Below are 12,357 nucleotides of genomic sequence, written 5' to 3'. Positions count from 1 at the left end.
AGGTATCGATGATGTGGACCTCCCTCTCAGTGGGACGAACGGCCGGCATGGCCATTATCGCGGGTCGGCTGGGTGACTGGTTGCGTGAGCGGATCGGCCGGCCGGTCGCGCGTCATGCAACACGCGTCGCGCGTCTCGCCGCGGGCGGGACCCTGCTGCTCGCCGCCGGCCTGGTCAATGCCACGAACCTCGAGGTGGGCGAGAAGGTGTTCGTGCCCATGTTCGAGCCCAATCCCGAGCTCGACGGCTACGCCGTGGGCTTCGTTGAGGAGTTGCACGACGATGGCACCGTGACGCTGCGCATCAACGAGGTCGAGACCGGCAAGGGCAAGACCCTGAGCGGCACCTGTCATCCCTCGGGCGGCACGCCGTTGTCGGGCGCGCGCATCGTCTCCGACGACCCGGATGCCCTCGAGGTCGAGCAGCGCCTGCCGGCCGACCAGGTGCTGACCTATCGCCGCGGCAGTCAACTCTACCTCGAGCGCGAGAACCTGAGTATCGCCTATCTCAAGTATCTCGGCAGCGGCATGGGCATGACGCCGGATCGTTTCGACGTTGCCATCCGCCGCGCCGAGAACGCCGGATTGCCGCGCATGGTCACGGCAATGGAAATCGGCAAGATGCAGGTCGAGTCCACCCAGGGCCGCGGTTTCCCGGTGCCGGCCTCGCGTGCCCTCGAGAAGGCCGCTCCGATGCTCGATGCGGTCGCCGCGAAACTCGAGTCGCACCCCGAGGCGGTGGAGACCGCCGCGCGCATGCTCGGCGGGACCACGCCGCAGCATCGGGACGACCCGCTGGCCGCGGTGATCGTGCGCCTGCACGAGATCCTCGACGAACAACTCGGTGAGCTCGAGCAGAAAAGCGCCGATCCGCGCGAGGTCTCGGGGTTCAGCGTCGATGAGCTGCTGGCCATCTACACCGGTTGGTTCCGCGTGATCACCGCCAACGATACCCAGCCGTTCCAGAACGCCGACGTGGCGTTCTACCGCGAGCGAGCGGCCGAGTCGCTTCAAAGCGGCGAGTGGCCGTCCCTGCTGTAACCGCGAGAGACTGGCCCCGGAACGAGAAAACGCCCGAGCGCGACAGCGCCGGGCGTTTTTCTTTGGGGCGTGGGGCGTTACTTCTGGTAGCGCGCCTTCCATTCCTCGTAGGGCATGCCGTAGACGTGCTCGCGGGCCTCGGCGTCCGGCAGATCGATGCCCTGCTTCTCCGCCTCCTCGCGCAACCAGCGCGACAGGCAGTTGCGGCAGAAGCCGGCCAGGTTCATCAGATCGATGTTCTGCACGTCGGTGCGTTCCTGCAGGTGGGCCACCAGTCGGCGGAAGGCGGCGGCCTCAAGCTGATCGCGGTTGCTGGAATCAATGGCCATGCGGGGTTCCTCAGGGGTATCGAGTGGCACGGGGCGTGACGGGCTCAGTTGTCCGGGGTGCGGGTGTCGAAGGTGACCGCGTGCAGTTCGCCCGATTCGAGCGCCGGCTTGAGGATGCGGTTGAGGATCTGGTGCTGCTGCAGCAGGGACTTGCCGACGAAGGCGCTGCTGGTCACGGCGATGCGGAAATTGCAGCCTTCCCCGTCGGGGCGCACGCGGGCGTCGGGCAGTTCGGCCTGGATCAGCTCGATGATCTCGTTGTCGGTCATCTGCGGAAGGTCCTCCGGGTCGTGGTTCAGTCGGTTGCCTGCAGGATGGGGGCGAGCAACGGGGCCCGCCAGCCTTGGGTGAGCCGTGATGGCCGATCCGGATTGGCCAGGTGCTGTTTCAGTTCGGCGCTGGTCGCCAGCCGCGAGGGGCTGATGGCCTGCTCGTCGGCGAGGGCGGCCAGCTGGCTCTGGCGGGATTTTACCAGTTCGCGCTGGGCTGGCGGCAGGACCGGCGGACGCGGCAGGCGCGGCCAGCCACTCGGTTCGCCTGCCAGGGCGGTGGCGATCTCCTCGGCAAGCGCCCGGCGAGCGGCCGCATCTCCGCCCAGCGGCGAGCGCGCTCGCGCGATCTGCCCGTCGATGCCCTCGGCATCGGGCGGGCTGTCGGCAAGGCGTCGGGCGATGGCGTGGGCAAGATCGAGCATGGCCTGGTCTCCCCAGACCCAGCGGCGCGGGCGATCCTGCTCGCGCGCCAGTCGCTCTCGCCAGGCGGCCAGTATGCGCAGCGCCGCGAGACCGGCGCGGTTGAGCGTCTGGACGCCCCGCACCTTCTGCCAGCGCCGCTCGTCGGGCGGAGAAAAGCGTGCGGGATCGAGTTGCCGTGCGGTTTCCTCGGCCATCCAGTCGAGGCGGCCGGCCTCATCGAGGCGGCGCTCGAGGAGCGGGTAGAGGGCGTGGAGCTGGGCGACGTCCTGCACGGCGTAGTCGATCTGGGTCTGGGTCAGCGGGCGGGCCAGCCAGTTGCTGCGTGTCTCGCCCTTGTCCAGGCGGATGCCGAGCAGGGCCTCGGCGAGGGCGGCGTAGCTCATCTGGCCGCCGATGCCGAGCAGCTCGGCGGCGATCTGGGTATCAAAGACTCGCGGGGGCAGCTGGCCGGCGGCGGTCAGGATCAGGTCGAGGTCCTGGTCGCCCGCGTGCAGGATCACTGGTGTCTCGCGGCCGACCAGTTCCTGCCAGAAGGGCGCGAGGTCGAGGCCGGCGACCGGGTCGACCAGCCAGACGGTGTCCGTGGTGGCGATCTGCAGCAGGGCGAGCTGCGGGAAGTAGGTGCGTTCGCGGACGAACTCGGTGTCGAGAGGCAGGTAGTCGGACGCGCGCATGGCCTCGATCAGGCGAACGAGTTCCTTGTCGCGGGTGACGAAACGGACCTGGGGTTGCTCGTGGTTCATGCGCCCGTCGACGTCCTCTGGCGGCGGCTGGGCGACACGCGGTCCGCTTACTCGCCCGGTTCGACGACGCTCGCCGATTCGATCCGCACGGTCTCGCGCGGTACGTCCTGGCGGAACGGGCCGGCCGCGCCGGTCGGGATCGCGGCGATCGCCTCGACGTTGTCCATGCCCTCGATCACCCGGCCGAACACGGCGTAGCCGGGTTTGCCCGGCTGGCGGTCGAGAAAGGCGTTGTCATCGAGGTTGATGAAGAACTGCGAGGTGGCGGAGTCCGGGTCGTTGGTGCGCGCCATCGACAGTGTGCCGCGGCGGTTCTTCAGGCCGTTGTCGGCCTCGTTCTCGACCGGCGCACGGGTCGCTTTCCGCTCGAAGTCGGCGGTAAACCCGCCACCCTGGATGACGAAGCCCGGGATCACGCGGTGGAAGATGGTGTTCTCGAAGAAACCGTCACGGACGTAGGCGAGGAAGTTGTCGACCGTGGCGGGGGCCTGATCGTCGAACAGCTCGATCAGGATCGGGCCGTGGCTGGTGTCGAATCGCACCTGGGTCTGGGCGGCTGCCGGCACGCTGGCCAGCGCGAGCATGGCGGCCAGGGCGACCGCCACCAGGCGACGCGGGGCGTCAATCATCGCGCTGGACACGCTCGAGGCGCTCGTGGCGTTCCTGGGCCTCGATCGTCAGGGTGGCGATCGGGCGGGCTTCCAGGCGCTTGAGGCCGATCTCGTCGCCGGTCTCCTCGCAGAAGCCGTAGTCGCCGTCGTTGATGCGCTTCAACGCCTTGTCGATCTTGTTGATCAGCTTGCGGTAGCGGTCGCGGGTGCGCAGCTCCAGCGCGGCGTCGGATTCCAGCGTGGCGCGGTCGTTGATGTCCGGCTCCTGCCAGTTCTCTTCGCGCAGGTGGTTGATGGTCGAATCCGACTCGGTCATCAGCTGGTCGCGCCAGGTCAGGAGCTTCTGCCGGAAGTACTCCAGCTGCATCGGGTTCATGTATTCCTCGTCTTCCGAGGGCTTGTAACCTTCCGGGAGTTCAACTGCCATGTTTATCCACCACTTCTGCCCGAGCAGACGCTGAAATTGAAAGTGAAAAGCGCCGAATGACGACTCGCGGAACGGGCCCGGTCGGGGCCGCCCGGGGACCGGGCGAATGCGCCGATCTCCCGGGGCCGCTGCCTGCCTCGTCCTCCGGTCCATGGCCGAGAACGGGCGACGGGCAAGTATAGGGGCGGTGCCCGGTGAGCGCAACGCCCGCCGGATGGCGAATCAAGGGCTTGTCGCCTGGGGAAACTCTGCACGATTCGATGACATCTCTGGCTCGCGGTTTTGTCCGCAATCAAGGCGCCGGGCCGAAGACAGGCCCAGGGCGATCACTCGGGCCCGTCGAGGGACGGTAACGCCGAGTGCGGGCAAACCCGCGAGCCCCGTCCGGGCGGGCCTCCAAGGGTCCATCTGCGGCGTTGCAGTCCTTGTAAAGGGCGACGGCCCTTCACGGCGGGCTGCGCCTTGCATCTGGGGCCCTTGGAGGTCCCGCAGAGACGTCATTGAATCGTGCAGAGTTTCCCTGGTCGAGTAGCCGCCGATCGCTGGTGAATACCCAGGTGCGCGTGATCACCAATCGGTCATGCTTGGCGGCCAGTTCGTCGGGGAACGCCGGGTAGGGCGCGGCGGCCTGCAGGAGGTTGCGCGCGGCGTTGTCGAGTACCGGATTGCCGGACGAGCGACGGATGGCGAGATTGAGCACGTGGCCCTGCTTGCCGATGGTGACCTCGAGAATCACCTGGCCCGAGAGGTTCTGCTGCACCAGGGCGTCCGGGTAGTTCTGGTTGCCGTAGGCCTCCACCTGGCGCTTCCAACGGGCGAGGTAGCGCCCGGCGGGGCCGCCCTGGGTGCGGCTGGTGGCATAGCCCGTGCGCAATGCGGCGTTGACCTGCTCGTAGAGTTGGTCGATCTGGTCCTGGGTGGACAGGCGCCGAGGCGTGTCGCTGGCCGCCCAGGCCCCTTCCTGTTGCGGGCCTTGCCCGTCTTCCTTGAGGGTCTCGGTGGGGCTGGCCGGGCCGCGCTGGCCAGCGAGCATCGGGTCGGCCGGCATTTCGCGGTTGATCTCGTCGGTCTCCCGGCCGGCGTCCAGGCTGCGGTCGGCCTCGGGGGCATCGAGGGTGATCTCGATCACCGGGCGGCGCTCCACCTCGGGGCGGGTGATCTCGACGGCCAGCAGCACGAGGTGGGCCAGGATCGCGAGCCCGATCGCGACCGGGAGCACCTTCGACGAGCCCAGCGCGGCACGGTCGGTGGGCCCCTGGGGCGGCGCCTGTGGTTCTCGTGTGGTTGCCATGGTGGGCGTCCCTGCCTCTTAGAGTGTGTGCCAGTCGATTGGGCGTCCGGACGGTGCGGCCGTCATGGCCGATTGCATGCCGGCATCGCGCCACGCGCTGCCATTCTCGGTCACCAGCAGGGTGCCGTCGAGCCCCAATTGGCGCGCGAAATCGCCGGCCTCGTCGGGTGACAGCAGCATCAGCGCGGTGGCCGCGCCGTCGGCGACCGTGGGGGGGCGTCCCAGCACCGTGGTGCCGGTGTTGTGCCGAGCCGGGCGGGCGGTGAGCGGATCGATGATGTGGCCGTAGCGCTCGCCGCGGTAGGTCAGGCGTCGCTCGTAGTCGCCGGAACTGCACAGGGCATGTCGCCCCGATAGCGCCAGGCCACCCAGGACGCCTTCGCCGCGCGGGTCGCGAATGCCCAGTTGCCAGTCCCGCCCGCCGGCGCGGCCGAGGGTGTAGAGATCGCCGCCGGAATCGAGCAGGCAGTCGGTCACCCCGAGCGACTCGATGGCGTTGAGTACCCGCGCGGCGGCAAACCCCTCGGCCAGCGCGTTAAAGTCGAACTGGACCCGCGGGTTGGCGGTGATCACCTGCTCGCCGTCGATCCGCACATCATCGAGCGACGGGGCGTCGTCCAGCCAGTCATCCAGGGCGGCCTCCGCCGGCGGGGTGATGGCGGCGTCGTCCACATTGCCCCCGTTTCGATGAAAGCCCCACAGGGCGATCAGCCCGCCGATCGTGGGGTCGAACCGCCCGCCGCTGGCCTCGAACACGGGGCGGGCTGCCTGGATCAGTTCGCGGATCGCCGGGCTGGCAGTGGCCTCGCCGTGGGCGGCCAGTTGGTGATTGAGGCGGGTCAGTTCGCTGTCGCGCCAGGGGTGCAGGCGCCGGTAGAGCGGTTCGACGATCGCCTCGGCGGATTGCACGGCGGCCGTGACCTGGTCGGCGGGGGTGTCGGCGAAACGCAGGGTCCAGAGCTGGCCGAAGACGCTGAATCCCACCTCGGTGAAGCGCGGCTCGTTCCCGCAGCCGGGCAGGCCGGCCAGCGGCAGGCCGGCGATCCCGACCAGCAGCGCGCGCCGGCGCCGGTCGATCATCGCCCGGTTCGGTCGGCCAGCCGGTCGAGCATGGCGCCGGTGACGTCCTGCCCGGTGACCGCGCTGATCTCGCGGGCGCAGGTGGGGCTGGTGACGTTGATCTCGGTCAGCCAGTCGCCGATCACGTCCAGGCCGACGAACCAGTAACCGCGTTCGGCCAGCCAGGGACCGACGGTGGCGGCGATCTCCCGGTCGCGATCGCGCAATGGCACCACCTCGCCCCGGCCGCCGGCGGCGAGGTTGGCGCGGAAGCTCTTCTCGCCGGGTACGCGCAGCAGGGCGTGGTCGACCGGTTCGCCGTCGATCAGCAGCACGCGGCGGTCGCCGGTGCGGATCTCGGGCAGGTAGCGCTGCGCCATCACCAGCTCGGTCTGGTCGCGGGTCATTACCTCGAGGATCACCTGGGTGTTCTCGTCGTCCTCGTGGATCTTGAAGATCGAGCTGCCGCCCATGGCATCCAGGGGCTTGACCACGATCTCGCCCTGCTCGGCGACAAACCCCTTCAGCTGGTCGATCGAGCGACTGACCAGCGTCGGCGGGCACAGGGCGGGGAAATGCTGGGCGAGCAGTTTCTCGTTGGCCGCGCGCACGGCGTCCGGGCGGTTGCCGACCACCACCCCGGCCTGCTCGGCCAGCGACAGCAGGCCGGTGATGTAGTGGTAGTCGAGGTCGATCGGCGGGTCCTGGCGTTGCAGGATGATGTCGAAGTCCGTCAGCGCGTGGACGTCGCGCTCGCCAAGCGTGTAGAAATCCCGGTCGCGATCGATCACCGTGATCGGGGCGGTCTGGGCCTGCGGCTTGCCGTCGGCGAAGAACAGCCAGTCGGGCTCGATGTACCAGCACTCCCAGTCGCGTGCCTGGGCGCTGAGCAGGAAGGCGAACGAGGTGTCCTTCCAGGGCTTGATCCGGTCGATCGGATCCATGACGACGGCGATACGCATGGGGGCTCCGCTTGCGGTTCGGGTCAGCCGGCGGACGGGGCGTCGGCCGCGTCACCGGTCAGATCCTGCTGTTCGCGCGCGGCGGCCAGCAGGGCCAGTCGGGCGACCACGCCGTAGCAGTACAGCCGATTCTGGTCGCTGTCGGGCGAGGCATCCGGGGCCGGCGTGACGCAGGACTGGGTGAAGGGCAACGGCACGAATTCCGCGCCGGGCGAGTTGAGGTTCTCGCTCTGGCCCTTCTTGGTATGCACGCGGTAGAAACCGCCGACGACGTGGCGGTCGATCATGTAGAGCACCGGCTCGGCGACGTGCCCGCTCGAGCCCAGCCGCTCGAAGCTGTAGATGCCTTCCTGGATCAGCACGCGGTTGATGCTGCGGCCGTCCTTGGAGGCGGCCATGCGCGTGCGCTGCTTGCGGTTGAGCCCGACCACCTCTTCGGCGGACTGGGCCATCATCACGCCCATGCCGTAGGTGCCGGCATCGGCCTTGATCACGACGAAGGGCTTTTCCTTGATCTCGAGCTCGTCGTACTTCGTCTGGATGGCGGCGAGCATCTCGCTGACCTTTTCCTGCAGGCAGTTCTCGCCCTCGCGCTTCATGAAGTCGATCTGGCCGCAGTCGAGGATCATCGGCGCGAGATGCCAGGGATCGAGGTCGATCAGGTCGGCCAGCTCGTTGGCCAGCGCCTGGTAGTGGCTGAAGTGGTTGAACTTCGAGCGGTGCCACCAGCCCAGTGCCGTGGGGGGAACCACGGTCTGTTCCAGGTCCTCGAGGATCTCCTCGCGCCCGCCGGACAGGTCGTTGTTGAGCACGATGGTGCAGGGCGAGAAGCCGTCCACCTCGATCCGGCGACCCTCGCGGTGGATCGGGTGCTGGGTCAGGGTGCGCCCGGACGGCAGCTCGAAGTGCGCCGGCTTGTCCAGTTCATCGAGCGAGCCGATGCGCGTCTCGAAGCCGGCCAGTTCGAACAGTTCGGCCATGGTGGCCAGCGATTCGAGATAGAACCGGTTGCGCGTGTGGCGCTCCGGGATGATCAGCATGCCGCGCGCGTCGGGGCAGGCATGCTCGACCGCCGACTGGATCGCCTGGACCACCAGCGGGTCGAAGCTGTGGTTGAGGTTGTTGAAGCCGGCCGGGAACAGGTTGGTGTCGACCGGGCCGAGCTTGTAGCCGGCGTTGCGCAGGTCGACCGAGCTGTAGAAGGGGGCCGGCGTCTTGCGCCACTGCTCGCGGAACCAGGTCTCGATCTGACGGCGGTTCTCGATGATGTGCGACTCGATCATCAGCAGGGGGCCGCAATAGCTCGCCTCGAGCTCCGGGGTCGAGTCCTGGGTGTCCAGTTGCAGGGCTGAATGGTTGTTTGTCATCGACTTTTCGTCACGGTGGTCGTTTGGGTGGGCCGCGCGCCGCTCGGCAACCGCGGTAATCGTCGCCACAGTGTAAACGATGGCCGAGGCGCGTGTTTCGTGGCACGGCTGCCTCTCGAGGCGTTTGCCAAAGGCGGGCGCGTTGGTTACATTCGGCCGACGCAAGGCAAGAATCGGCCAGCAGCAAGGACGAAGACATGGAAGCGACAGAGAATCACGCCGGCCTCGACGGCCTGAGGGTCATGGTGGTCGACGACAGCAAGACCATCCGACGGACCGCAGACAGCATCCTCAGCAAGGCGGGCTGCGAGGTGGAAAGCGCGATCGACGGATTCGACGCGCTGGCCCGTATCGGCGCCTTCGACCCGGACGTGGTCATCATCGACATCCTCATGCCGCGTCTCGACGGCTACCAGACCACGGCGCTGATCAAGAACAACGATCGCTTCGCCGACACCCCCATCATTCTGCTGTCCAGCAAGGACAGCATCTTCGACAAGGCGCGCGGCCGCATTGTCGGTGCCTCCGATTACCTCACCAAGCCCTTCAACAGCGACGAGATCCTCGCTGCGGTCGAGCGTTTCGCCGAGGGCCGCCCCGTGGCCGACGAAGGCGCGATGGCAGGCTGAGAACGGCAGGCCGCCGGGCCCGCTTCCGGGCGCCGGCGGAATCTTGATTGAACCGGATTTTTCTAGAGGAACAGGGTAGTGGCTCACATCGTTGTCATTGATGACTCGCCCACCGAAGTCTACGTGCTCCAGCAGATTCTCGAGCGTCACGGCCACCAGGTCTCCGTCGCCAACAGCGGCGAGGAAGGGGTCGAGCTGGTGCGCGAAGTCCGCCCGGACGCGGTGCTCATGGACGTGGTCATGCCGGGCATGAACGGCTTTCAGGCCACCCGTACGCTCAACAAGGACAGCGAGACCAGCGCCATCCCGGTGATTATCGTCACCACCAAGGATCAGCAGACCGACCGTATCTGGGGTATGCGCCAGGGCGCCAAGGAGTACCTGGTCAAGCCGGTCAAGGAGGCGGACCTGATCGACGTGCTCAAGAGCGTGCTCGGCTGACGTCATGCAGCGCACAGAGGACGTGTTCGATTACCTCGGCTGGATCAACCGTCAGGTCGATCGGCATGCCGTCGGCATGCCCAGCAGCGAGGATCATGTCAAAACCTGGCAGGGCATCCTGTTTGCCGTCGACGGTCGCCGCATGCTGGTCGCCCTCGACGAGGTGCGGGCGATCGTCGCCCCGCCCCGCATGGTGACACTCCCCGGGGCGCGTCCGTGGGTTTCCGGCCTGGCCAACCTGCGCGGCGAGCTGACCGGGGTGTTCGACCTGGCGCGCTTCTGGTTCGACGTCACCACGCCGGCATCCCGCCACAGCGTGGTCTTCCTTGCCAAGCACGCCCAGGCCTCGTCGGCCTTCCTGGTGGAGCGGTCCTACGGGATCCGCCAGATCGCCTACGGCGACGAGCGCCCCCTGAGCGATTCCGAGCATCACCGCGCGCTGGCTTCCCTGCCGGGCTTCCACCAGGAGGTGCGGCTCAACGAGGAATGGTTGCCGGTGCTCGAGTTCCGCTCGCTTTTGGACCACGACCAGTTCCTCAATGCCGTCGCATGACGTCGGCCATGGGCAATGCCCGACCATAACGAAACAATGACGATGAATTCCATTCAGGAGTAAGTGGCAACTATGAGTCTTGGCGCACGGATGGGCGGCATCAGCCGTAAGATACTGATCCTCGTGGTTCTCGCGGTTCTGGCGCTGGTCGCGACCGTGGTCGTGTTCATCTTCGCGGCCCAGCGCGAGCAGGAATTCCTCGACCGCCGCCTGGCCGGCGCCGAACTGGAACGTTCTTCCCAGGAACTCACCATCGAGGTGTTGCGGGCCATCCGCGGCAACCCCGGGGCGTTCGACCGGGTCCAGTCGATCCGTGCCGAGTTCACCGACAGCCTCACCGCCCTGCAGGGCAACGACCCCGAGCGCCCGCAACTGGCCGTGCCCGGCAACCGCCAGGACCTGCTCGGCACGGTCGACAGCCAGTGGGATGCCTACAACGACTCGCTGAGCAAGGTGCTCGAGGGCCGCGAGGCCATCCTCAGCGTCGGCGAGCAGTCCGCGCAGATCGAGGAGATCCTGCCGGACCTGACCGCGGCCTCCGACGAGGTGGTCCAGACGCTGGTCGCCAACGAAGCGCCCAGCCATCTCATCTACCTGGGCACCCGCCAGCTGATGTTCATCGAACGCATCGGCACCACGCTCGACGAGATCACCGGCGGTGGCGAGCAGGCCGTGAACGCCTCCGAGCGCTTCGGCCGCGACGTCGCCCTGTTCGGTGGCGTGCTCAATGGCCTCTTGAACGGCAACCGCATGGCGCCGCGCGTCAACAACACCGAGGTGCGCGACGGACTGCGTGAGGTGGGCGTCCTGTTCGCCACGGTCAACCAGTTGGTGTCCGCGGTGCTCGAGCAGGCGCCGCAGCTGCTGGCCGCCAACCAGGCGGCGCGTGAGATCGACCGCATGTCCGGCGACTTCACCGGCAGCACCTCCGAGCTTGCCCGCACGCTCGCGGCCGACCAGAACCAGGCCTCCCAGTTCCTCTATCTCGGCTACGCCAGCGGCGCGATCGGCCTGTTGCTGCTCGTCTGGCTGGGCGTGACCCTGGTGCAGGAATCCCGCCGTGCCCTGGCCGAGACCGAGGCGGCCAACCAGCGTAACCAGGCGGCCATCCTGCGCCTGCTCGACGAGATGATGACGCTGGCCGACGGCGACCTGACCGCGCACACCACCGTGACCGAGGACATCACCGGCGCGATCGCCGACTCGGTCAACTACACCATCGACGCCCTGCGCGACCTGGTCGGCACCATCAACGACACCTCCGTGCGGGTTGCCGAGGCGGTGCGCGCCTCGCAGGACAGCTCGCGGGCACTGGCCGACAAGTCGCGCGGCCAGGCCCAGCGGATCACCGAGATCTCGGACGCCATCGCGCAGATGTCCGACGAGATCGAGAAGGTCTCCGTTAGTGCCCAGGAATCGGCCCAGATTGCCGAGTCGTCGGTTGACGTCGCCCACCGCGGTGGCGATGCGGTGCGTCAGACCATCAAGGGCATGAACCAGACCCGCGAGCAGATCCAGGAAACCTCCAAGCGCCTCAAGCGCCTGGGCGAGTCCTCCCAGGAGATCGGCGACATCGTCGGCCTGATCACCGACATCGCCGACCAGACCAACATCCTGGCACTGAACGCCGCCATCCAGGCCGCGATGGCCGGCGAGGCGGGCCGTGGCTTCGCGGTGGTCGCCGACGAGGTCCAGCGCCTGGCCGAGCGCGTCAGTGACGCGACCCGCCAGATCGAACTGCTGGTAAACACCATCCAGACCGACACCTCCGAGGCGATGCTCGCCATGGAGCAGACGACCTCGAACGTCGTCGACGGCGCGACCTTGGCCGAGAACGCGGGCAAGGCCCTGTCCGAGATCGAAAGCGTCTCGCTGAAGCTCTCCCAGCAGATCAACGACATCACCTCGGTGGCCCAGAAGGAGGCCTCGGTGGCCACCGAGCTGCGCGAAGCCGTCAACCGGATCCGCCAGGACACCCAGCAGACGGCAGAGAACGCCACCCAGGCCGCCGACGAGATCGGCGAACTGGGCTCGCTCTCGCAGGAGCTCAACCGCTCCGTGGCCGGCTTCACGATGCCCGAGCGCGACGACGCCCAGGCAGCGAGCTGATAGCGGCAGGACAGCAGGCGGCCCGGTCGGCCGACGTGAGATGCGGGCGGACCGGGACACGGATATTCCAGCAGGCGGGATGCCGAAAGGCGGTGAATTGA

14 protein-coding genes are annotated in these 12,357 nt (G+C 67.7%); 5 read left to right on the top strand and 9 right to left on the bottom strand.

Annotated elements, in window-relative coordinates; translation table 11 throughout:
- Nucleotides 1–47: 47 nt before the first annotated feature.
- On the top strand, nt 48–1,040 hold the full coding sequence (locus FAZ79_RS04595; RefSeq protein ID WP_136866809.1) for a hypothetical protein: 993 nt from the start codon (nt 48–50) through the stop codon (nt 1,038–1,040).
- A 77-nt stretch (nt 1,041–1,117) separates the two neighbouring features.
- Here FAZ79_RS04595 and FAZ79_RS04590 read toward each other — a convergent pair whose 3' ends face one another.
- The 9 genes from FAZ79_RS04590 to gshA all read right to left on the bottom strand — a co-directional run bounded on the left by FAZ79_RS04590 (nt 1,118) and on the right by gshA (nt 8,524).
- On the bottom strand, nt 1,118–1,363 hold the full coding sequence (locus FAZ79_RS04590) for a DUF1244 domain-containing protein (protein WP_197039273.1): 246 nt from the start codon (nt 1,361–1,363) through the stop codon (nt 1,118–1,120).
- A 50-nt stretch (nt 1,364–1,413) separates the two neighbouring features.
- Nucleotides 1,414–1,638: a BolA/IbaG family iron-sulfur metabolism protein gene (locus tag FAZ79_RS04585; RefSeq protein ID WP_136866807.1), complete on the bottom strand. Its 225-nt coding sequence runs from the start codon at nt 1,636–1,638 to the stop codon at nt 1,414–1,416.
- Between the two features lie 26 nt (nt 1,639–1,664).
- Nucleotides 1,665–2,807, bottom strand: coding sequence for an HRDC domain-containing protein (locus FAZ79_RS04580; protein ID WP_136866806.1), 1,143 nt, complete (start codon nt 2,805–2,807; stop codon nt 1,665–1,667).
- Between the two features lie 47 nt (nt 2,808–2,854).
- A complete protein-coding gene (locus FAZ79_RS04575; protein WP_136866805.1) occupies nt 2,855–3,436 on the bottom strand; it encodes a peptidylprolyl isomerase in 582 nt (193 codons plus the stop codon).
- Nucleotides 3,429–3,845 (bottom strand): RNA polymerase-binding protein DksA, encoded by a 417-nt coding sequence (dksA, locus tag FAZ79_RS04570; protein WP_136866804.1) that lies wholly within the window; start codon nt 3,843–3,845, stop codon nt 3,429–3,431. The genes FAZ79_RS04575 and dksA overlap by 8 nt, the downstream gene beginning before the upstream one ends.
- A gap of 445 nt (nt 3,846–4,290) precedes the next feature.
- Nucleotides 4,291–5,136 carry a TonB family protein gene (locus FAZ79_RS04565; RefSeq protein WP_136866803.1) on the bottom strand — a complete coding sequence of 282 codons (846 nt, stop codon included), beginning with the start codon at nt 5,134–5,136 and terminating at the stop codon, nt 4,291–4,293.
- A gap of 18 nt (nt 5,137–5,154) precedes the next feature.
- Nucleotides 5,155–6,216, bottom strand: a complete 1,062-nt coding sequence (locus tag FAZ79_RS04560) for an FAD:protein FMN transferase (RefSeq protein ID WP_136866802.1) — start codon at nt 6,214–6,216, stop codon at nt 5,155–5,157.
- A complete protein-coding gene (gene gshB, locus FAZ79_RS04555; RefSeq protein ID WP_136866801.1) occupies nt 6,213–7,157 on the bottom strand; it encodes a glutathione synthase in 945 nt (314 codons plus the stop codon). The genes FAZ79_RS04560 and gshB overlap by 4 nt, the downstream gene beginning before the upstream one ends.
- A gap of 23 nt (nt 7,158–7,180) precedes the next feature.
- Nucleotides 7,181–8,524 (bottom strand): glutamate--cysteine ligase, encoded by a 1,344-nt coding sequence (gene gshA, locus FAZ79_RS04550; protein ID WP_136866800.1) that lies wholly within the window; start codon nt 8,522–8,524, stop codon nt 7,181–7,183.
- A gap of 197 nt (nt 8,525–8,721) precedes the next feature.
- Here gshA and FAZ79_RS04545 point away from each other — a divergent pair, with 197 nt between their 5' ends.
- The 4 genes from FAZ79_RS04545 to FAZ79_RS04530 all read left to right on the top strand — a co-directional run bounded on the left by FAZ79_RS04545 (nt 8,722) and on the right by FAZ79_RS04530 (nt 12,256).
- On the top strand, nt 8,722–9,153 hold the full coding sequence (locus FAZ79_RS04545) for a response regulator (protein ID WP_136866799.1): 432 nt from the start codon (nt 8,722–8,724) through the stop codon (nt 9,151–9,153).
- A 78-nt stretch (nt 9,154–9,231) separates the two neighbouring features.
- A complete protein-coding gene (locus FAZ79_RS04540) occupies nt 9,232–9,594 on the top strand; it encodes a response regulator (protein ID WP_136866798.1) in 363 nt (120 codons plus the stop codon).
- 4 nt (nt 9,595–9,598) lie between these two features.
- Entirely contained in the window at nt 9,599–10,147 is a 549-nt protein-coding gene (locus FAZ79_RS04535; protein WP_136866797.1) for a chemotaxis protein CheW, read from the top strand.
- A gap of 72 nt (nt 10,148–10,219) precedes the next feature.
- Nucleotides 10,220–12,256, top strand: coding sequence for a methyl-accepting chemotaxis protein (locus tag FAZ79_RS04530; RefSeq protein ID WP_136866796.1), 2,037 nt, complete (start codon nt 10,220–10,222; stop codon nt 12,254–12,256).
- Nucleotides 12,257–12,357: the final 101 nt, after the last annotated feature.

It is taken from the genome of Guyparkeria sp. SB14A (genome assembly GCF_005096345.1).
Lineage (GTDB): Bacteria > Pseudomonadota > Gammaproteobacteria > Halothiobacillales > Halothiobacillaceae > Guyparkeria > Guyparkeria hydrothermalis.
Note: the sequence above shows the minus strand (reverse complement) of the source record. Positions and strands in the feature narration are given on the sequence as shown.

Coding starts and splice junctions, on each gene's coding strand:
- FAZ79_RS04595 (WP_136866809.1), top strand. CDS start 48: ATGGCCATTATCGCGGGTCGGCTGGGTGACTGGTTGCGTGAGCGGATC.
- FAZ79_RS04585 (WP_136866807.1), bottom strand. CDS start 1,638: ATGACCGACAACGAGATCATCGAGCTGATCCAGGCCGAACTGCCCGAC.
- FAZ79_RS04580 (WP_136866806.1), bottom strand. CDS start 2,807: ATGAACCACGAGCAACCCCAGGTCCGTTTCGTCACCCGCGACAAGGAA.
- FAZ79_RS04575 (WP_136866805.1), bottom strand. CDS start 3,436: ATGATTGACGCCCCGCGTCGCCTGGTGGCGGTCGCCCTGGCCGCCATG.
- dksA (WP_136866804.1), bottom strand. CDS start 3,845: ATGGCAGTTGAACTCCCGGAAGGTTACAAGCCCTCGGAAGACGAGGAA.
- FAZ79_RS04565 (WP_136866803.1), bottom strand. CDS start 5,136: ATGGCAACCACACGAGAACCACAGGCGCCGCCCCAGGGGCCCACCGAC.
- FAZ79_RS04560 (WP_136866802.1), bottom strand. CDS start 6,216: ATGATCGACCGGCGCCGGCGCGCGCTGCTGGTCGGGATCGCCGGCCTG.
- gshB (WP_136866801.1), bottom strand. CDS start 7,157: ATGCGTATCGCCGTCGTCATGGATCCGATCGACCGGATCAAGCCCTGG.
- gshA (WP_136866800.1), bottom strand. CDS start 8,524: ATGACAAACAACCATTCAGCCCTGCAACTGGACACCCAGGACTCGACC.
- FAZ79_RS04545 (WP_136866799.1), top strand. CDS start 8,722: ATGGAAGCGACAGAGAATCACGCCGGCCTCGACGGCCTGAGGGTCATG.
- FAZ79_RS04535 (WP_136866797.1), top strand. CDS start 9,599: ATGCAGCGCACAGAGGACGTGTTCGATTACCTCGGCTGGATCAACCGT.
- FAZ79_RS04530 (WP_136866796.1), top strand. CDS start 10,220: ATGAGTCTTGGCGCACGGATGGGCGGCATCAGCCGTAAGATACTGATC.